The sequence below is a fragment of the Microbispora corallina genome (assembly GCF_016863035.1).
GTDB classification, from domain to species: Bacteria; Actinomycetota; Actinomycetes; order Streptosporangiales; family Streptosporangiaceae; genus Microbispora; species Microbispora corallina.
Genome location: NZ_BOOC01000021.1, coordinates 76,888 through 96,719 on the forward strand (window position 1 = coordinate 76,888; position 19,832 = coordinate 96,719).

At 73.7% G+C, this 19,832-nt stretch carries 14 protein-coding genes; 11 read left to right on the plus strand and 3 right to left on the minus strand.

From position 1 onward, the window contains the following. Position 1: 1 nt before the first annotated feature. The 6 genes from Mco01_RS21405 to Mco01_RS21430 are packed head-to-tail and all read left to right on the plus strand — an operon-like array spanning position 2 to position 7,449. Positions 2–1,597 carry a thiamine pyrophosphate-binding protein gene (locus Mco01_RS21405; RefSeq protein WP_204058676.1) on the plus strand — a complete coding sequence of 532 codons (1,596 nt, stop codon included), beginning with the start codon at positions 2–4 and terminating at the stop codon, positions 1,595–1,597. Continuing rightward, entirely contained in the window at positions 1,594–4,248 is a 2,655-nt protein-coding gene (locus Mco01_RS21410) for a DJ-1/PfpI family protein (protein ID WP_204058677.1), read from the plus strand. The genes Mco01_RS21405 and Mco01_RS21410 overlap by 4 nt, the downstream gene beginning before the upstream one ends. Beyond that, positions 4,245–4,553, plus strand: a complete 309-nt coding sequence (locus Mco01_RS21415) for an STAS domain-containing protein (protein WP_204058678.1) — start codon at positions 4,245–4,247, stop codon at positions 4,551–4,553. Before Mco01_RS21410 ends, Mco01_RS21415 begins: the two co-directional genes overlap by 4 nt. Before the next feature lie 11 nt (positions 4,554–4,564). Beyond that, positions 4,565–6,673 carry a glycogen debranching protein GlgX gene (glgX, locus tag Mco01_RS21420; RefSeq protein WP_204058679.1) on the plus strand — a complete coding sequence of 703 codons (2,109 nt, stop codon included), beginning with the start codon at positions 4,565–4,567 and terminating at the stop codon, positions 6,671–6,673. A gap of 6 nt (positions 6,674–6,679) precedes the next feature. Continuing rightward, positions 6,680–7,015, plus strand: a complete 336-nt coding sequence (locus tag Mco01_RS21425) for an anti-sigma factor antagonist (RefSeq protein ID WP_204058680.1) — start codon at positions 6,680–6,682, stop codon at positions 7,013–7,015. Further along, the gene (locus Mco01_RS21430; protein WP_204058681.1) at positions 7,015–7,449 is read left to right on the plus strand and encodes an ATP-binding protein; all 435 of its coding nucleotides are present in this window, start codon (positions 7,015–7,017) and stop codon (positions 7,447–7,449) included. Before Mco01_RS21425 ends, Mco01_RS21430 begins: the two co-directional genes overlap by 1 nt. A 4-nt stretch (positions 7,450–7,453) precedes the next feature. Here Mco01_RS21430 and Mco01_RS39180 read toward each other — a convergent pair whose 3' ends face one another. Further along, the gene (locus Mco01_RS39180; protein ID WP_239103795.1) at positions 7,454–8,509 is read right to left on the minus strand and encodes a helix-turn-helix transcriptional regulator; all 1,056 of its coding nucleotides are present in this window, start codon (positions 8,507–8,509) and stop codon (positions 7,454–7,456) included. Between the two features lie 115 nt (positions 8,510–8,624). On the opposite strand from Mco01_RS39180, the gene Mco01_RS21440 reads away from it, so the two are divergent. After that, a complete protein-coding gene (locus Mco01_RS21440; RefSeq protein WP_204058682.1) occupies positions 8,625–10,013 on the plus strand; it encodes an FAD-binding oxidoreductase in 1,389 nt (462 codons plus the stop codon). Between the two features lie 48 nt (positions 10,014–10,061). Here Mco01_RS21440 and Mco01_RS21445 read toward each other — a convergent pair whose 3' ends face one another. Beyond that, entirely contained in the window at positions 10,062–11,456 is a 1,395-nt protein-coding gene (locus tag Mco01_RS21445) for an ATP-binding protein (protein ID WP_204058683.1), read from the minus strand. 235 nt (positions 11,457–11,691) lie between these two features. Between Mco01_RS21445 and Mco01_RS21450 the strand changes: the two genes are divergently transcribed. The 4 genes from Mco01_RS21450 (at position 11,692) to Mco01_RS21465 (ending at position 18,311) form a co-directional block, all read left to right on the plus strand. Further along, entirely contained in the window at positions 11,692–12,729 is a 1,038-nt protein-coding gene (locus tag Mco01_RS21450) for a hypothetical protein (protein ID WP_204058684.1), read from the plus strand. A gap of 30 nt (positions 12,730–12,759) precedes the next feature. After that, complete coding sequence (locus tag Mco01_RS21455; protein WP_204058685.1) at positions 12,760–13,899, plus strand: IS701 family transposase; 1,140 nt, start codon at positions 12,760–12,762, stop codon at positions 13,897–13,899. Between the two features lie 200 nt (positions 13,900–14,099). Continuing rightward, entirely contained in the window at positions 14,100–14,930 is an 831-nt protein-coding gene (locus tag Mco01_RS21460) for a helix-turn-helix transcriptional regulator (RefSeq protein WP_204058686.1), read from the plus strand. A 321-nt stretch (positions 14,931–15,251) separates the two neighbouring features. Continuing rightward, positions 15,252–18,311: a type I polyketide synthase gene (locus tag Mco01_RS21465; protein ID WP_204058687.1), complete on the plus strand. Its 3,060-nt coding sequence runs from the start codon at positions 15,252–15,254 to the stop codon at positions 18,309–18,311. Between the two features lie 72 nt (positions 18,312–18,383). Here the strand turns inward: Mco01_RS21465 and Mco01_RS21470 are convergent, their stop codons facing one another. Then, the gene (locus Mco01_RS21470) at positions 18,384–19,577 is read right to left on the minus strand and encodes an MFS transporter (RefSeq protein WP_204058688.1); all 1,194 of its coding nucleotides are present in this window, start codon (positions 19,575–19,577) and stop codon (positions 18,384–18,386) included. Positions 19,578–19,832: the final 255 nt, after the last annotated feature.

The following is a 19,832-nucleotide window of genomic DNA, read 5'->3' on the forward strand; positions in this document are numbered from 1 at the left end:
CGTGGCTTCGAGACCGGGCAAGGTCGCGATCTTCGAGCAGTTCGCGGCGGACGGCATCAGGCACATGTTCGGCAACCCCGGCACCGTCGAGCAGGGGTTCCTCGACGTCCTCGGCGAGCGCCCGGACATGGAGTACGTCCTGGCGCTCCAGGAGACCGTGGCCGTGGCGATCGCCGACGGTTACGCGCGAGCCGCGGCGGCGCCCGCGCTCGTCCAACTGCACGCGGGCGTGGGGCTGGGCAACGCCGTCGGCATGCTGTACCAGGCCAGACGCGGCCACTCGCCGCTCGTCGTCGTGGCCGGCGACGCGGGCGTCCGGTACGACGCCATGGACGCCCAGATGGCGGCCGACCTGGTCGGGATGGCCCGGCCGGTGACGAAGCACGCCACGCGGGTCACGCATCCGGGCTCGGTGCTGCGCGTGCTGCGCCGGGCCGTGAAGACGGCGATGACGCCGCCGCGCGGCCCGGTGTTCGTCGCGCTGCCGATGGACGTCCTCGACGCGGAGACGGACGAGCCGGTCGTCCCCAGCACGGTGCCCAGCCGGGCCGTCGTCCCCCTGCCGGGGGAGCTGGACCGGGCCGCCGCGGCGCTGCGGGACGCGCGGTCGCCCCTGATCCTCGCTGGCGACGGTGTGGCGGTGTCGGGGGCGCAGGAGGAGCTGACCCGGGTGGCCGAGCGCCTCGGCGCGCCGGTCTGGGGCGTCGACTCCTCCGAGGTGAACATCGACGCCGCCCACCCTCTCTACCGGGGTCAGCTGGGCCACATGTTCGGGTCCGTGAGCGCCGCCGCCGTGCGCGACGCGGACGCCGTGCTGATCGTGGGCACGTACGTCTTCCCGGAGGTCTTCCCATCCCTGGGCAGCCCGTTCCGGGAGGACGCGAGGATCGTCCACATCGATCTGGACGACTACGAGATCGCCAAGAACTTCCCCGTGGACGTCGCCCTGTGCGCCGATCCCAAGCCCACGCTGGCCGCCCTCGCCGAGCGCCTCCCGGACGCGCCGGAAGTCTCCGCCGCTCCGGCGCCCGCCGAGGGGGACACGCTGATGGACGCCTTCGCGGCCGAGCTGGCCCGGCTGGCGCCGGCGGACCTGCTCGTCTTCGACGAGGCGCTGACCGCCTCGCCCGCACTCAACCGGCGCCTGCCGGCCCGCGTCCCCGGGTCGTACTTCCTGACCAGGGGCGGGTCGCTGGGCGTCGGGATCCCCGGCGCGATCGGGGTGAAGCTGGCCCGCCCGGAGGCCGAGGTGGTCGGCTTCACCGGCGACGGCGGGAGCATGTACACGATCCAGGCCCTGTGGACCGCCGCCCGGCACGGCGTGGCCGCCCGCTTCGTCGTCTGCAACAACCGCCGTTACCAGCTGCTGGACGACAACATCGAGCAGTACTGGCGCGAGCGGGACGTCCCCTCGCACGCCCACCCGTCCGGCTTCGACCTCGCCCGCCCGGAGATCGACTTCCCCGCGCTGGCGCGGAGCATGGGCGTGGACGCCGTACGGGTGGACAAGCCCGAGCAGGTGGACCGCGCCGTGGAGCGGATGCTGGCCGCCCCCGGCCCGTTCCTCGTCGACCTCGACACGGGAGGCACCGGGTGAACCGGCTGGACGGCGCCATCGTCGCCGTACTCATGGAGAGCGACTTCGTCGAGCCCGAGGTGCACTACTACCAGCGGCGCTTCGCGGAGGAGGGGGCGCGGACCCGGTTCGTGACCCGCCTGTGGGGGCAGCAGGCGCTGACCTTCCACGGCCACGAGTTCCGCGAGCCGCTCACGGTCGACGACGACCTGGAGGCGATCGGGCCCGGCGACCTGCGGGAGCTGGACGCGCTGATCGTGCCCTCGGGCATGGTGTCGGACCGGCTGCGCTACACGGAGGACGCCGGGGGGATCAGCCCCGCCGTGCGGCTCCTGCGGGAGGCGTTCGCGACTCCCGGCGTGCTCAAGGGGATCGTCTGCCACGGTCTGTGGCTGGTCTCGCCGATCGGCGAGGTCGTCCGCGGCCGCCGGGTGACCTGCCACAACAACCTCGTCGCGGACGTGCGCAACATGGGCGCCGTCTACACCGACCAGGACGTGGTGGTGGACGGCGACCTCGTGACGGCGCGGACGGCGGACCACTGTCACGCCTTCGCCCGCATGATGATCGAGCTGATGGCCGCCCGGCGGGCGCGGCGCTCGGCAGGCGTGCCGCCGCGCGTCGCGCCCCGGCACGCGCCCGCTCGGCTCCGCGCCCCGCATCCCGCCCCCGCCACTCCCCGGACCGTGACTCGTGACGCCGTGACTCGTGACGCCGTGACTCGTGACGCCGTGACTCGTGACGCCGTGACTCGTGACGCCGCATCCGCCGGTGGCGTCCGCGGCGAACCCTCACGTGCCGAACCCGTACGTGCCGGCGCCCGGCCGGAGCGGGAACCGGCTCCGCCGGCGGAGCGCGACGTGGCCTTCTCCGACCTGGTCTTCGGGACCGTGACCGGCCACGACGGCGCCCGCGGGCTGCTCGACCTGCGCACCGGGGACGGCCGCACGATCCGCGCCCGGCTCACGCCCACCACCTCGGCGGAGTTCCTGCGCAACCTGGGAGACCCGTACCTCGACGCGTCCGGCCACCTGCGGGAACTGCTCTCACCGGGGCGCCGGGTGTTCGCGCACGGCGTCTTCTACCCCGACGGCGGCGACGCCCCCTTCGACGCCAAACGGCTGGTCTTCCTCGGGCGGCGGCCCGAGGAGCACGTCTTCGAGCAGCCCGGCTGGTGGGTGCGGCAGATCCGCGAGCTGGGCCGCTTCTACCGGCGGGCGCAGTTCGGGGACGGCGGCCCCGTGGACTTCGCCGACTACCGCACGGTGCTGCGGCTCGGCGGGGACAAGACCGACCACCACGTGCAGGAGACCGACACCATCTCGCGCATGGTGTACGGCATGTCGTCGGCCTACATGCTCACCGGGGACGAGGACTTCCTGGAGGTGGCCGAGCGGGGCACGGCGTACCTGCGCGAGCACATGCGGTTCGTGGACCCCGACGAGGACGTCGTCTACTGGTACCACGGCGTCGACGTACGGGACGGGGTGGAGCGCAAGCTCTTCACGTCGGAGTTCGGCGACGACTACGACGCCATCCCGATGTACGAGCAGATCTACGCCCTGGCCGGCCCCACCCAGCTGTTCCGGGTGACGGGCGACCCGGACGTGGCCCGGGACATCGAGGGGACGCTCCGCCTGTTCCGAAAGTTCTTCCGCGACCCGGACAAGGGCGGCTACTTCTCGCACATCGACCCGATCCTGCTCAGTCCCCACCACGAGTCGCTGGGCCCCAACCGCTCCCGCAAGAACTGGAACTCGATCGGCGACCACGCCCCGGCGTACCTGATCAACCTGTTCCTCGGCACCGGGGACGAGCGGCACGCCGACATGCTGGAGGAGACGTTCGACCTGATCGTGCGGCACATGCCGGACGACGCGAGCCCGTTCGTGCAGGAGCGGTTCCACGGGGACTGGTCGCCCGACCGCACCTGGGACTGGCAGCAGGACCGGGCCGTCGTCGGGCACAACCTCAAGATCTCCTGGAACCTGATGCGGATGATGTCCATCCGGCCCAAGGACCGGTACCGGACGCTCGCCCAGCAGATCGGCCGCCGGATGCCCGGTGTGGGGGCGGACCTGCGCCGCGGCGGCTGGTACGACATGGTCGAGCGGACCCTCGCCCCCGGGGAGCGCGTCCACCGGTTCGTGTGGCACGACCGCAAGGCATGGTGGCAGCAGGAGCAGGCGATCCTCGCCTACCAGATCCTGGCCGCCTTCACCGGCGACGAGGAGTTCCGGGATCGTGCGCGTGAGTCGGCCGCGTTCTACAACGCGTTCTTCCTCGACCACGACGAGGGCGGCGTCTACTTCAACGTGCTGGCCGACGGCACGCCGTACCTGGTCGGGACGGAGCGGCTGAAGGGCAGCCACTCGATGAGCATGTGCCACGCGGCGGAGCTGTGCTTCCTCGCCACCGTCTACCAGCGGCTGCTGCTCGACCGGGAACCGCTCAGCCTGTGGTTCCGGCCCCGGCCGGACGGGTTCCCCGACCGCGTCCTGCGGGTCGCCCCCGACGCGCTGCCGCCCGGCCTGGTCCGGCTGGACTGGGTCGAGGTGGACGGCCGGCCTCACTCGGCCTACGACCCCGAGGCCCTGACCGTGAAGCTGCCCGACTCGGCGCGGCCGGTGACCGTGCGGGCGCACCTGTCGCCCTCGGGGACGCCGGGATGAGCGGTCCGGGCGCGCGGGTGGAGTCGTGCGTCCGCGACGGCGTGACCGTGATCGGGATCGCCGGGGAACTGGACGGCCGGTCGGGCCCCGAGGTCCAGCGGCGGCTGCTCGCGATGCTGCCCGAGGACGGGCCCGTGCTGCTCGACATGGCGGGCCTGACCTACCTGTCCAGCGGGGGCCTGCGGGTGCTGCTCCTGCTCCACCGCGCGGCCGGCGCGAGGATCGCCCTGGCCCGGGTCCCGCCGGAGATCAGGGCGTTGATGGCCGCGACCGGCTTCCTCGACTTCTTCACCGTGACGGACTGATGGGCGGACCGATGCTCCAGACCCGGGTGGACGCCTACCCGACGCACCGGATCGGCGGCTTCCCCGTCCGCGCCGGCCGGCCGCTGCCCTTCGGAGCGCGGCCGGTGCCGGGCGGCGTCAACTTCTCGGTGTACTCGACCCACGCGACCGCGATGACGCTCGTGCTGTTCCGGCGGGGCGAGGCGGCCCCGGTCGCGGAGTTGCCGTTCCCGTCGTCGTTCCGCAGGGGCGCCGTGTTCGCCATGACCGTCTTCGGCCTGGAGGAGGCGGGCCTCGACCTGGAGACGCTCGAGTACGGCTACCGGGCCGACGGGCCGTTCCGGCCACGGGAGGGGCACCGCTTCGACCCGGGCGCGATACTGCTCGACCCGTACGCCACGCTCGTCGGCGGGCGGGAGGAGTGGGGCGCCCCGCACGACCCGGTCTACCCCTACCGCGCGCGGATCGCCCTCGACGACTTCGACTGGGAGGACGACCGGCCGCCCGGCGTGGCGCCCGAGGACACGGTCGTCTACGAACTGCACGTCCGGGGGTTCACCCGGCACCCGTCGTCCGGCGTCCAGGCCCCCGGCACGTTCGCGGGGCTGGCCGAACGCCTGCCGTACCTCGCCCGCCTCGGCGTCACGTGCGTCGAGCTCATGCCCGTCTTCGAGTTCGACGAACTGGACAACCCGCGGGGTCTGCTCAACTACTGGGGCTACAACCCGGTGGGGTTCTTCGCCCCGAAGGCGTCGTACGCCGCGTCCGGGCCGTACGGCATGCAGGTCGACGAGTTCAAGAACCTCGTGAAGCAAGCCCACCGGGCAGGGCTGGAGATCGTGCTCGACGTCGTGTTCAACCACACGGCCGAGGGCGACGAGCGCGGGCGGGCCATCTCGTTCCGCGGCCTGGACAACAGCGCCTACTACATGCTCACGCCCGACGGGCACTACTACAACTTCAGCGGCACCGGGAACACGATGAACTGCAACCACCCCGTGGTCCGCGAGTTCGTCCTCGACTGCCTGCGCCACTGGGCGGCGGAGTTCCACGTGGACGGGTTCCGGTTCGACCTGGCCGCGATCCTCGGCCGGGCCCCGGACGGGACCGTGCTGGCCAACCCGCCGCTGCTCGAGTCGCTCGCCCACGACCCCGTGCTGAACCACTGCAAGCTCATCGCGGAGGCCTGGGACGCCGCCGGGCTCTACCAGGTCGGCTCGTTCCCGTCCTACTCCCGGTGGTCGGAGTGGAACGGGCGCTACCGCGACGCCGTGCGCAGGTTCGTGAAGGGCGATCTCGGCACGGCCGGCGAGTTGGCCGCCCGGATGACCGGTTCGACCGACCTGTACGGGTCCCGCGGCCCGGTCGCGTCCGTGAACTTCGTGACCTCTCACGACGGCTTCACCCTGCGCGACCTGGTCTCCTACGACCGCAAGCACAACGAGCTCAACGGTGAGGACAACCGGGACGGCGACTCGGCCAACCACTCGTGGAACTGCGGCCACGAGGGCCCGACCGACGACCCCGGCGTCCTCGCCCTCCGGGCCCGGCAGTCGCGCAACGCGCTGCTGCTCCTGCTGACCAGCCACGGGATCCCCATGCTGCTGGCCGGCGACGAGATGGGCCGCACCCAGCACGGCAACAACAACGCCTACTGCCACGACGGCCCCGAATGGTGGCTCGACTGGGACCTGGCCGAGGAGAACGCGGACCTGGTCCGCTTCGTCCGCAACGCGATCGCGTTCCGCCGGGCCCATCCCGCCCTGCGCCGGCGGGAGGGCGCGGTGGGCCACCCCGTGACCGGGGACCTGCCCGAGGTGAGCTGGCACGGCGTCCGCGCCTGGACGCCCGACTGGTCGCCGCACAGCCGGCTCGTCGCCGCGATGTTCTACAGCGGCGCCGACGGCGGGCACGACTGCGTCTACGTCGCGGCCAACTCCTACTGGGAGGGCCTCGTCCTGGAGCTTCCCGCCCCGCCGGGGGGCACCGCCTGGCACCTGTTCGCCGACACCGCGGCGGCCCCGCCGCACGACGCCTGCGAGCCGGGACGCGAGCCGCCGCTCGCCGACCAGGCCCGCGTGCCGATCGGCCCGCGGGCCGTGATCGTCCTGGTCGCCCGGGACCGACCCACCGAGGAGTGAGACACCATGACCTTCGACGCGACGATGCGCATCGACGACGGCACCGCCGTCGTCCGGCTCACCGGCGAGCTGGACGGCCGCTCCGCGCCCACACTGAACCAGTTGATCGCCGACGCGGTGGCGGCCCAGGTCGGCCGTCTCGTGCTGCTCGTCCACGACGTGACCTACATGTCGTCGGCGGGCATCCGCTGTCTCGTGTTCGCCCACCAGAAGCTTCCACGGGGCGCCGAGATCGTGCTGGTCGGCACCCGGCCGGAGGTCGCGGAGACGATCCGGCTCACCGGCTTCGACCGCAGCGTCGTCCTGCAGGAGTCCGTGACGAAGGGGCCGGCGGAGGTTTGATGATCGGCTGCCGACTCCGCCTGGACGCCGGCTCGTCGTTCGCCGAGGAGGTGGCCGGGCTCGTCCGGACGCTGTCCGCGAAGGCGGGGCTCACCGCCCGCCAGGCGTACTGGCTGCGGCTCGCGGCCGACGAGATCACCACCAACATCGCGCAGCACGGCTACGGCGGCCGAGGCGGCGTCATCGACGTCGAGGGCGCCGTGGAGCCCGACCGGGTGTGGCTGCGCGTCGAGGACGACGCGCCGCCGTTCGACCCGACCGGGTACGACCCGGGCCCGCGCCTGGCCGCCGATCCGCCGCTGCGGCAGGAGGGCGGGTACGGACTCCTGCTCGCGCTCGGCCGCCTCGACGGGTTCGCGTACGACCACGTGGGCGGGCGCAACCGCAACACCCTCGTCATGCGCCGCCCGGGAGCCGCCCCCGCCGGCGGCTGAGGCGTCACTCCCGCGGCGTCGGGTGACCGTGCAGGAGTGCCGCGAGCTCGGACCGGCTGCGGGTGCCGGTCTTGGTGAAGACGGCCTTGAGATGGTCCTGCACGGTGAACGCCGACAGGAACAGCGTCGACCCGATCTCCTTGTTGGTCAGGCCCCGCCCGGCCAGTGCGGCGATCTGCCGTTCCCGGCCGGTCAGCCGGTAGGCGTCGGCCAGCAGCTCCATGATCTCCTGCGGCCGCGTGGCCTCCAGGATGACGGAGACGGACGCCTCTCCCAGACGCTCGGCGTGCGCGGTCAGCCACCGTCCCGCCCGGGTGCGGATCCGGACCCGGTGCGGCGCGCCGGCACGCCGATGTGCCGCGTGCACCAGTGACGCGAGGGTGTACGGCAGATCCCCGAGGCGGCCGTCGTCGATCTCGTCGAGCAGGCGCCGGGCGGACGCCGAAACGTGGTCGGGCACGGCCGTCTCACCCACCCGGCAGAGCACCAGGCCGGGCCCGTCGTCCTGAGCCGGTGGTCCTCCGGACAGGACCGTGGCCCGGCGGAGGCCGTCCGCCACGCCCTGGCTGAGCGCGCTCACGAGAGCGAGCTCCCGCCGGGTGAAGTCGGGCAGGTCGGTGCCTCTCATCAGGACCATCGCCCCCCACACCCGGCCGTCCGCCGCGCGGAACGCCACGCGGACCTCGTGCCGGATACCGGACGGGCTCAAGACGTCGCGGAAGCGGTGGCTGCGCGCCAGGTCGCCGCCCGTCGCCTGTGCCAGGGTCCGCGCCGTCACGCCGCTGCTGACCAGCTCACGCATGGTGAGGACATCCGGGTCGGTCTCCTGCTGCTCGATCTCGGTCAACCGGCCGAGACGCTCGTACGGCAGCCCTTCGTCGTGGAACCCGCCGCTGATGTTGCCCGTTTCGGGGTCGATGGTCAGCGCACACCACAGATCGGCCGGAACCACGCGGGTCACCTGGGCGGCCACCTCCCGCTCCAGCGCCAGGGGGGACTCCACCCGGCGGGACAGGCCGGCCACCACCTCCCGCACGTCCCGCGCCGTCGCACTTCTCACAGCGCCAGTATCGCCGCGGCTCCGGCGTCAGGAAATCCCTGGAACGAGGGATGCCGCCCACCGGCCGACCTGTCCGACGCTTGGCGCGAGCACGGCGACAGACAGGAGAAACGACATGACCGTCACCGGTAGCACCCCGGTTCCCGCCCTCGACGGCTTCGAGGGCGAACTGCTCACCCCGCGCCATGCCGACTACGACACGGTCCGGCGGATCTGGAACGGGTCGATCGACCGTCGGCCCGCCTTCATCGCCCGTTGCCGGTCGACGGCGGACGTGGCCGCGGCGGTGGTCTTCGCCCGCCGGCACGGCCTCCCGATCGCGGTCCGCGGAGGCGGCCACAGCATCCCGGGGTACTCGGTGGTCGAAGGCGGACTGATGATCGACTGCAGTCTCATGAAGCAGATCACGGTTCGAACCCGAGACCGGTGCGCCGACGTGGGCCCCGGCGTCCTGTGGCGGGAGTTCGACGCCGCCGCGCAGGCGGAGGGTCTCGCGACACCCGGCGGGGAGATCTCCGACACCGGAGTCGCCGGCCTCACCCTCGGCGGCGGCATCGGCTGGCTTTCCCGGCTGTACGGCCTCGCCGCGGACAACCTCCTGGCCGTCGAGCTCGTCACCGCGGACGGCGACGTCGTGACGGCCGACGACGACAGCGAACCCGAACTGATGTGGGGCCTGCGAGGCGGCGGGGGCAACTTCGGCGTCGTCACCCGCTTCACGTTCCGGCTCCACCCGGTGGCCCCGGCCTGGGCCGGCATGGTCATGTATCCGGGAGCGCTGGCCGAGGCCGCACTCCAGGCCTTTCACCGGATCGGCGAGGAGGCGCCGCGTGAGCTGTCGCTCGTCGCGGCCCTGGTGTCCGCCCCTCCGGCGCCCTTCGTGCCCGCCGAGGCCGTCGGCAGGCCGGTCGTCGGCATCGCGGCCGCCCACTTCGGCCCGCACGACGCCGGACAGGAGCTCACCGCGCCTCTGCGGAGTCTCGGACGGCCGCTCATCGACACCTTCGGTGTAATGGGGTACGCCGACCTGCAGAGGATGCTCGACGACGCCAACGTCCCCGGGCGGCAGCAGTATGTGCGCTCCGACTTTCTCGTGGGCCTGCCGGACGACGCCGTCGCCGCGCTGGCCCGCCACGGCACCCGCCCGTCGTCCCCTCTGAACCAGGTCCTGCTTCGCCGTCTCGGCGGCGCCATCGGCGACAGGGACGGCGACGCGACGGCCTTCGGGCACCGATCGGCGGACTACATGACGATGATCGCGGCCACCTGGGAGGATCCGGCGGAGGATCCCGAGCCGCACCGCCGCTGGGTGGGCGAGACGTGGGACGCCACTCGGCGATGGGCCCAGGGCACCTACGTCAACCATCTCGGCGACGAGGGCGGCGGCCGTATCCGCGAGGCCTACCTGCCCGAGAGCTGGGCCCGCCTGACCCGCCTGAAGGCGCGCATGGACCCCGGCAACGTCTTCGCGCTGAACCAGAACGTCCCACCGGCGGCGGCCTGAGAGGACGTGCCCGGATGCCGGCCCACGGCTGCGTGCGCGGCCCGGGGGTCAGGCGGCCTGGACGGCGTCCCTGGCGACGGCCGCGCCGCGCAGCATGCCGGCCACCGCGGCCGCCACGCCGTCCTGGCCGCGCTCGCCGGAGCCGGCGTCCGGGGAGCGCCCCGCCCGCACGAGCGCGTCGGCGAGCTCGGCCCGCAGGTGGGCCGGGAGCCAGGACGACTCGATGTGGCAGCCCTCCGACACCGCCAGCGCCCTCCGGAGGTGGAACACGGCCTCCTCCGGCCGGGCGGCGGCCAGCACCGCCCGGGCCGCGTGCACGAACAGCGCGGTCTCCCGGTCGCCCCGGTCGAGCCCCGCCAGGGGCTCCCGCACCGCCCCGGACAGGGCGAGGATCCAGGCCCGCTGCGCCAGGTGCCGGTCGCGCCGGAGGTCGCGGTCCTCCGCCTGGAGGGCACGCGTCAGCAGCAGGTCGCCGGCCTCCTGCGGGCGTCCGAGGCCGAAGGCGGCGACGAGGGCGCGCGCGAACGTGAGCCCGGCCGGTTCGAGGCCCGCCGCCGGGTCGCTCTCGGCGTCGCGCGGTGAGGCGGCCCGCTCCAGGAAGCGGGCGGCGTCCCCGCCGCGGCCGCGCAGCAGCAGGACGACGGCCCACACGTCGGCGATCTCGGCCGAGGCCCGCTGCCACAGCGCCAGCCGGCACAGCTCCTCCGCGAGGTCGAGGCCGAGGCAGGACCATGCTCGGCGGGCGGCCGCCGCGGCGTCGGCCGCGCCGCGCGGCAGCCAGGGATCGTCGCCGCGCGGCTCCGCCGTCTCCCACCGGCCCCGCCGCTCGGTCAGGCACCGGACGAGCCCGGCGTCGACCAGCTCGCGCAGCCGCCGCGGCACCCCGCCGGTCAGCGTGTGCACCGCCGCCGTCGTGGCGGCCCGTACGGGACCGCCCACGATCCGCGAGAGGACGGCGGCGACGTCGCGCTGCCCGAGCGGCGGCAGGACGAGGGTGACCAGGCCGCGCTCGTACAGCAGGCAGTCGGTGGGGTCGGGCCGCGAGAGGCGCTCCCCGGTCGTCCTGGTCACCACGAGGGCGGCCGCGTGCGACCGGTTGAGCGCGCGCAGCGTGAGGAGCGTGGCGTGGTCGGCCAGGTGCGCGTCGTCGAGGGTGACGAGCAGCCGCCGGCCGCCGGCGAGCAGGCGCAGGCCGCGCGCCGCCTCCTCGGGGGTCGCCGACGAGGGGAGCGCGGGCGGGAGCACGCCGCGCAGGGCGGCCATCGGCGCTGTCCCGCGCGGGCGCAGCCGCAGCACGAGGTAGCCGCGCCGCTCGGCGAGGCCGACCGCGGTCCGCAGCATCGCGGTGCGCCCGGTGCCGGGCGCCCCGGTGATGACGACGGGCCCCGACGCGGGCCGGTCCAGCACGCTCACCAGCTGAGCCGTCTGCTCTGTCCTGCTCACGTACGGCCAGGTCGCCATGGCTGCCCCCGGACGGGATGTGGGATATTGCCAGACCTTTTCCGGTCGGCGCACGCCCGGTCAACGCCGAGCTAACGGAATGCGCCCGCCTGGGGATCGCCGACGCCAATGCTGGCATTGGCAATGCCAGCGTCAACGCGCTCTGTTCACGGGAGGGCGCGCGTTCGAGGCTTCCTTTTGACCGCAATTGCGTAGCTACCCGGAGGGTGCGTCAGCCGTGAGCGATGTGTTGGCCGTCGTGCTGGGAATCGCGCTGATCCTCACCGTGTGGAGCAGCGTCCTGCGTACGGTGATGACCCCCCAGACCCGGTCGTCGCGCGTGGCGCTGTGGACCCTGCGCGCGGTGACGACGGCGGGTCATCTCCTCGCCCGGCGGCTGCCGCGGACCGGGCGACAGCGGGTGCTGGAGCTGTGCGCCCCGGCGGCGGTCTTCAGCATGGCGGCGGCCTGGCTCGCGGCGTCGTTCGCCGGCTTCGGGCTGGTGGCGGCAGGCCTGTACGGCGTGCGACCCCATCCGGACGACCTCGCCGAGGTCTTCCTGATGCGCTCGCCGGGCGCCGCCCTCGCGGCCGCCGCCTGGCTGTCGTCCGCGCTGATGCTCGCGGCGTTCACCGCGCACCTTCTGCGGATCATCGACGCCTTCGGCCGCCGGGAGCGGTTCGTGGCCCGGCTCGCGGGGCAGGCCATACGCCCGCCGGACGCCGAGGCCGTGCTCGCGGGGTACGTCAGGTCCGGCTCGCGCGACCACCTTGACGACCTGTTCGCCGAGTGGGCCGGGTGGCTGGCCGACGTCGGCAGCAGCCACGTGGCCTACCCCGTCCTGACGTTCCAGCGCCCGGCGGGGCGGCTGTGCTGGCTCAAGGCCGCCGTCATCGTGATGGACGCGGCCGCGCTCACCGAGGCGGTCGCCCCGGACTGGGCGCCCCCGCACGCGCGTACCGTGCTCGACACCGGCACCCACTGCCTCCAGCGGGTCGCGGCGCAACTCGGCGTCGTGGTCCACCCCGCGGTCGTGAGCCTGCAGGGCCGTGAGGAGCGGGCCTTCGCCGACACGATGCGGCTCGCGGTCGGGGCCGGTCTGCCCCGTGAGCGGGACGAGCGGACGGCGGAGATCGTCTTCCAGGACCTGCGCAGGCGGTACGCGCCCTACTCGACGGGCATCGCCGCCCGCATCTTCTACGAGAGCGACACCTATGAGTCTCCCCCCGACGACGGCGTCGGCGCAGCGGAGAGCGACACGCCCCTGGCGTGCTGACACGCCCGCCCACCTATCCCGGGACGGCCCATGATCACCCGACCTGACATGTACGCGTCCGCCGACCGATTCGAGCTGGCCGACTTCTGCCAGCGCCTGTTCTCCTCCTTCGCCCGTTCCGACCAGCGCCGCTGGGCGGAGGTGTACGTCCGGGGCCTGGCCTCGGTCCCCGGCCGCAAGTCGATCCGGCGCATCTCCGAGCAGGTGGTCGGCTGGCCCGCCGACCAGTCGCTCCAGCAGTTCCTCAACCAGAGCCCGTGGCGCTGGGAACCCGTACGGCGCCTGCTGGCCCGCGAGCTGGCCGCCTCGGCGCGGCCGCGGGCCTGGGTCGCCGAGGAGGTCGTTTTCCCCAAGAACGGCACCCAGTCCGTGGGCGTCGCCAAACAGTACGCGCACTCCGCGGGGCGGGTGCTCAACTGCCAGCTCGGGCTGAGCGTGCTGCTGGCGAGCGAGGAGGGCGCGTGCCCCGTCAACTGGCGGCTGCTGCTCCCCCGGTCGTGGGACGACGACGCCCGGAGGAGGGCGGTCGCCCACCTCCCCCCGGCCGAACGGGCCCGCCCCCGATGGCACCACCTGCTCGACGCGCTCGACGAGATGGCCGAGTGGGAGCTGCCGGCCGCGCCCGTGATCGTGGACGCCCGGCAGAGCCCCCGCATCGAGCCCCTTGTGCGCGGCCTCGAGGAGCGCGGCGTGCGCTACCTCATCCGCGTCGACGAGCGGACGCAGGTGGGCGTCGCGGGGAAGGCGTGCACCGCCGGGCAGGCCGCCGCGGGGGCGGCGGGACCGAACGCGCAGACCCTCAACTGGCGGCACGGCCACGGGAGGGCGATGTGCCGGTTCACGGCGGTGCCGGTCGCCGGCTCGGCCACCCCGTACGAGATCGGCCGCGGGCGCAAGCGGGTGGTGGCCGAGTGGGCGCCGGGGCGGGTGCCGCCCGCCCGCCTGTGGCTGACCGATCTCGCCCAGGCCCGGCTGCCCGAGCTCATCGGCCTCATCGGGCTGCGTGAGCGGGCCCGCGGCGACCTGGCCCGGCTGGCGGAGGAGTACGGGCTGCGGCACTTCGAGGGCCGGTCGTTCCGCGGCTGGCACCACCACGTGACCCTGGTGTCGGTCGCGCACGCCCACCGCCTGCTCGCCGCGCCCAGCGGGGAGGCCGACCGGTCGGCCTGACCGGGAAACGAATCGGCAGGGTTACCGCCCGAAACGAGCCGGTAACAAATTCCGGGGGTGAATGGGACGTCCCGTCTTTCGCGCGCGGGAGGCCGCCTACCGAGGACTTCACCTGACGATGTGACTTCGGGATAATGCGTAGCATTGACGTCCCGGAGTCGAAACCTCGGGGTGCGGCTCCGAGCATAGTGCGGCGGTCGATGGGGGATGCCGTGGCCGACAGGAGCGAGAACAGACAGGAGCTCGCTCAGTTTCTGCGTAATCGCCGTGCCCGCATAACCCCGCAACAGGCGGGCCTTCCGACGGGCGTCCATCGGCGGACGAAGGGCCTGCGGCGGGAGGAGGTGGCCGTCCTCGCCGGGCTCAGCCCGACCTGGTACACGTACCTGGAGCAGGGACGGGACATCCACCCCTCGCCGCAGGTCCTCGACAGCCTGGCCCGCGTGCTCGGCCTCACCGAGGACGAACGGGTCTACATCCACCGGCTCGCGTTCGGCCGGTCCCCGGCGGGGACCGCCGACGGCGGCCGGACGGACGAGGAGCTGGTCGCGCAGGTGGTGGAGGTGGCCGGGCTGAGCCCCTGGCCGGTCTACGCCGGCAACCAGTACGGCGACGTCGTGGCCTGGAACGCGGCCGCGGCCGAGTGGTACACCGACTTCGGGCGGCTGCCGCGCGACCGCAGGAACATGCTGTGGTGGATGCTCACCGACCCCGAGGCCAGGGAACGGCTGGTCGACTGGGCCGACGAGACCCTCGACGTGATCGCCCGGCTGAGGGTCGCCTACGCCAGCAGGACGGCCGACCGCAGGATGAGCGCGCTGGTCCGCGACCTGGAGGCCGCGAGCGCCGACTTCCGGTGCTGGTGGAACGAGCACCACGTGCGCGGCCAGCGCCTGCGCTCCCGCACGCTGGTCGCGCCCGGGTTGGGGAAGCGCACGTTCCACCTCGCGGTGCTGAATCTCGTCGACAGTCCGCCCCACTCCGTCGTCCTTCATCTGCCCATTGACGGTGCATTGCCCGGCCCCACCTGAGGGCAATTCGCCGCCTTTATCGCTCATTCCGTTATCTCTGCATGGACGTCCTCACTCGACCTGCCCGAGTGTTGGGGATCACATATCGACGATGCCGGCGAGAAATGGCCCGGCTCGTGATCCCGGCCTTCGACTCCCGTCGCGGGCCGGCTGCCGCGAAACGTGCCACCGGATGAGGGGGAAACCCATGAAGGCGAATTGCGCGGACCACACCGGACGCCACGGCGGCGGGGACCGGCCCTCCCCGGACGGGGTGCGGCGGGCCCCGGGAGATCGCGGCAGGCGGCCGCGACCAGCCGTCGGCCCGGAGGAGGTGGCGGCATGAGCGCGAACCCGGAGCCCGCCCGTGATCCCATCGCCATCATCGGAGCGGGGTGCCGTCTTCCGGGGGCCGCCGGTCCCTCGGCGTTCTGGGATCTGCTGGAGGGCGAGTGCGACACCGTGGGGGAGATCCCGGCCGACCGGTTGCCGGCCCAGGTCCGCGACCGCATCGGCACCCGCTCCGGAGGCTTCCTCGACGGCATCGACCGCTTCGACGCCGCGTTCTTCTCGATCTCCCCGCACGAGGCCCTGCGCATCGACCCCCAGCACCGCCTGCTCATCGAGGTGACCTGGGAGGCGATCGAGGACGCGGGCATCCCGGCCCGCAGGCTGGCAGGCACGCGGACCGCGGTCTACACGAGCTGCCTGTGGTCGGACTACTGGGACCGGCTGCGCAGGGCCGGGCTGTACGACATGCACGCCGCGATCGGCGGGGGCAACTGGGGCAACCTGCCCGGGCGCATCTCCTACCTGTTCGACCTGCGGGGCCCCAGCATGAGCGTGGAGGCCACCTGCTCCACCTCGCTCGTGGCGGTCCACCTGGCCTGCCGTGAGCTGTGGGCGGGCCGCACCGACATGGCCATCGTGGGCGGCGTCAACCTCTTGCTCGCGCCCGACATCTACATCGGGCTGTCCGACGCGGGCATCCTGTCCCCCCGAGGCCGCTGCCGGTTCGGGGACGCCGGGGCAGACGGCTACGTGCGCAGCGAGGCGGCCGTGTCCCTCCTGCTCAAGCCGTACAGCCGGGCGGTGGCCGACGGCGACCGCATCTACGCCTCCATCATCGGGACCGCCGTCAACAGCAACGGCAGGGGCGCCGGGACGCTGATCGCCGCCGGCGTCCAGGGCCAGGAGGCGATGCTGCGGGAGGCCTACGACGACGCGGGGATCTCGCCCGGGCAGGTCGAGTACGTCGAGGCCCACGGCCCGGGGACGCCGTCCGGCGACCTCACCGAGCTGACCGCGCTCGGGCGGGTCCTGGGCGAGGGCCGGGAGCCCGGCCGCCGGTGCCTGGTCGGCTCGGCCAAGTCCAACATCGGGCACGGCGAGGGCGCGGCCGGGCTGGTCGGACTCCTCAAGACCGCGCTGGCGCTGCGGCACCGGACCATCCCCGCCACTTTGCACGTGAAGCAGCCGCACCCGGTGTTCGACGAGCCGGGGATGCCGATGGAGCTGGTGCGGCGTACCCAGGCGTGGCCGGAGCGGCCGTGGCCGGCGACCGCGGGGGTCAGCTCGTTCGGGCTGTCGGCGACCAACGCCCACGTCGTGCTGACCGAGGCGCCCACGCCCGTCCCCGCGCCCCGCCGCCGCCGGGCCGCCGCCTACCTCCTGCCCCTGTCGGCCCCGGACGCCCGCGCGCTCCCCGCGCTCGCCCGGCGCTACGCGGGAGCCCTGCCGGCGACCGGCCTCCACGACCTCTGTTACAGCGCCGGCGACCGCCGCACCCACCACGACCACCGGATGGCCGCGGTCGGGTCGGGCCCGCGCGAGCTGGCGGCGTCGCTGCGCTCGTTCGGCTCCGGCGCGGTGCCCCAGTCCGTCGTCCTCGGGAACTCGCCGGCCGGGACCCCGCCCCGGGTGGTGTACGTCTTCCCCGGTCAGGGCGCCCAGTGGACGGGCATGGCCCGCGGTCTGATGAGCGAGAGCCAGGTCTTCGCGCGCCGCCTGCGGGAGTGCGACAGGGCGATCCGCGACGAGTCCGGCTGGTCGGTGATCGACCGGCTCCGCGACGACCGCCCGCTCTCCGGCACCGACGAGATCCAGCCCACGCTGTGGGCCGTCCAGGTCGCGCTCGCCGCGGTGTGGGACGCGTGGGGGATCCGGCCCGACCTCGTGATCGGCCACAGCATGGGCGAGATCGCCGCCGCGACCGTCGCCGGCGCCCTCACCGTACGGCAGGGGGCGGCCGTGGTGTGCCGCAGGAGCCACCTGCTCGCCGGGCTCGGCCGCAGCGGGGCCATGTGGGCGGTCCACCTCGACGAGCACCAGGCGCGCGAGGCCATCGGCGACCGGTCCGAGCGCGTGTGCGTCGGCGTCGTCAACAGCTCCCACTCCTGCGTCCTGGCCGGGGACGCCGACGCCGTCGCCGAGGTGGTCGAGCCGCTGCGCCGCAGCGGGGTGTTCTGCAAGCAGGTGCAGGTCGACTACGCCTCGCACGCCCCCCAGGTCGAGCCGATCAGGGACGCCCTGCTGAACGCGCTGGCCGACATCCGGCCGCGGGCCGGGTCCGTCCCCCTCCACTCCACGCTGCTCGACGAGGTCGTGGACGGCTCGGGGATGGACGCCGCGTACTGGATGGAGAACCTGCGCCGTCCCGTGCGTTTCGCGTCCGCCGTCCGGTCCGTCCTGTCCGGCGGCGAACCCGTCCTGTTCGTCGAGATGAGCCCGCATCCGCTGCTGACCGCGGCGGTCGAGGACGAGATCGCTGCCGCTCCCGTCGCCGCGACCGCCGTCCCGTCCGTGCAGCGGGACGAGCCTGAGCTGGAGTGCCTGCTCCGCGGCCTGGCCGTCGCGTACGTCCGGGGCTGCGACCCGGACTGGAGCCGGGTCTACCCCGGCGCGCGGTACGTGGCCCTGCCCCACTACCCCTGGCAGCACCGGCGGTTCTGGGTCGACGTCCCGGACGACCCCGCGCTCACGGCCCCCGGGACGGGGGACGCCGGGGCGCCGGACACCGTGGTGCCGGACACTGTGGTTCCGGACACCGTGGCCGATCTCGTCCCTGCCGCGGACGCCGCGGTCCCGGCGCCCGAGGGTCCGTTCGAAGGCGCGGAGCTGGCCACCTCGTCGCTGGACGCCGTCACCCAGTACCTCGTCCTGCGGTCCGCGAGCATCCTCGGCATGTCACCCGAGGAGGTCGACCTGGACGTCCCCCTCACCGTCCACGGGCTCGACTCGGTCCTCGCCGCCAAGCTCAGCGCCCAGATCAAGGCGGACCTCGGCGTACACGTCCGGGTGGGAGAGCTGCTGCGGCACCGCCCGCTGGGCCTGCTCACCGGAGAGCTCTACGAGGCGGCCGCCCAGGGCGGGCGGACGTCCGTCGCGGAGCCGGCGTCCTAGGATCCGCCCGCTCCCGGGCCCGGCCGCGTCCCCCGGCGGCCGGGCCCTCCCGCTCCACGCCGGGAGGGCCGCTCAGGCCGGCGTTCCGCTCGGCGACGTCATCCGGGCGGCCAGCAGCCACCACAGGCCCAGCTGCGCGAGCGCGAGCGCGACCGCGAACGGCGGCAGTGTCCACGTCCCGACCCCCTGGGCGATGGCGCCGGCCAGCCAGGGGAACACGGCGCCGCCCACCACCGACACGCCGTTCAGCAGCCCGATCGCGGTGGGCACAAGCCGGGCGACGGTCAGCCGCGGCGCCACGGCCATCGTGGTGGGGAAGATCGGGCCGAGGCAGAAGCCGAGCAGCACGAAGCTCACGCTGGCCACCGCCGTCCCCGGGGCGACCCAGGCCAGCGCCGCGCTGGCGGTGATGCCCACCAGGCAGGCGAAGGTCATGCCGGTGTCGGTCATCCCGATCCTGGCGGCCACCGGGCTGATCAGAAAGCGGCCGAGGGCGAGCCCCAGCCAGTAGCCGGAGACGGTGTACCCGGCCAGCAGGTCCGCCTGCCCGCGGGCGTCCACGAGGAAGGTGAAGCCCCAGTTGCCCACGCTGATCTCCAGGCCCACGTACACGGCGAGGAACGCGGCGCCCAGCAGGACGGCCGGCTCCCGCGACGCCGCGGCGAGCAGGCCGTTCCCGCCCGTCTCCGTCGTCTCCGGGACCTCCGTCCGCCCTCGGGGGAGCGTCAGGAGGAAGCCGGCCATGAGCGGGACGCAGATCAGCGCGAGGACCAGCCACACCGCCGTCCACGGCAGGCGGTCCAGCATCCAGGTGGCCAGCAGGGGCCCGAGCAGCGCGCCCACCCCGAAGAACGCGTGCAGGCGGTTGAGCAGGGTCGTCGCCCTGGGCAGCCCGGCGAGGTAGGCGTTGAGCACCGACTCGAGGATCCCCGTGCCGTACCCGGCGACGAGCTGGATCACCACCAGGGCCAGGAACGGCGGCCGCAGGGCCGTGCACAGCCCGGCCAGCACGTACGCGCCGCCGCCCGCCGCCAAAGCCGCGCGGACCCCGAACCGGTGGATCAGCGCGCCGGCCGTCGAGCCCGCCAGCATGAACCCGGCCGAGAAGCTGAAGAAGGTGGTCCCGATCGTCGCCTTGTCCAGGCCGTAGTCGCGGATCTGCGCGGGGAGCAGCACCCCGCCCACGCCCGCACTGAGCCCCACCAGGACGAAGGCGGCGTACGCGAGGGCGACGGGCGCCCACCACCGGTGCCGGAGTGCGGACACCTGACCTCCCGCCGATGCGAACGGCCGCCCGCCGTCCGTCGGCGGCGCGTCGTGGACCCACCCCTCGCGAACGCCGACCGTACGCCGGAGATCATCCCCGATTTCCCGACATGTTACGACAAGCATCCCGCTCGTCGGCACCCCCGATCTCACGCCCGATACAGCCGCCGTGAGGTGGAGGCGCGCGGACTGATGCGCGGTTGAGCCGTGGCGGATGCGTCGCCTCTGCGGGGCCGACATCCGCGCATCGCATCG

Coding starts and splice junctions, on each gene's coding strand:
- Mco01_RS21415 (WP_204058678.1), top strand. CDS start 4,245: ATGAGCGGTCCGGGCGCGCGGGTGGAGTCGTGCGTCCGCGACGGCGTG.
- glgX (WP_204058679.1), top strand. CDS start 4,565: ATGCTCCAGACCCGGGTGGACGCCTACCCGACGCACCGGATCGGCGGC.
- Mco01_RS21425 (WP_204058680.1), top strand. CDS start 6,680: ATGACCTTCGACGCGACGATGCGCATCGACGACGGCACCGCCGTCGTC.
- Mco01_RS21430 (WP_204058681.1), top strand. CDS start 7,015: ATGATCGGCTGCCGACTCCGCCTGGACGCCGGCTCGTCGTTCGCCGAG.
- Mco01_RS21440 (WP_204058682.1), top strand. CDS start 8,625: ATGACCGTCACCGGTAGCACCCCGGTTCCCGCCCTCGACGGCTTCGAG.
- Mco01_RS21455 (WP_204058685.1), top strand. CDS start 12,760: ATGATCACCCGACCTGACATGTACGCGTCCGCCGACCGATTCGAGCTG.
- Mco01_RS21460 (WP_204058686.1), top strand. CDS start 14,100: ATGGGGGATGCCGTGGCCGACAGGAGCGAGAACAGACAGGAGCTCGCT.
- Mco01_RS21465 (WP_204058687.1), top strand. CDS start 15,252: ATGAGCGCGAACCCGGAGCCCGCCCGTGATCCCATCGCCATCATCGGA.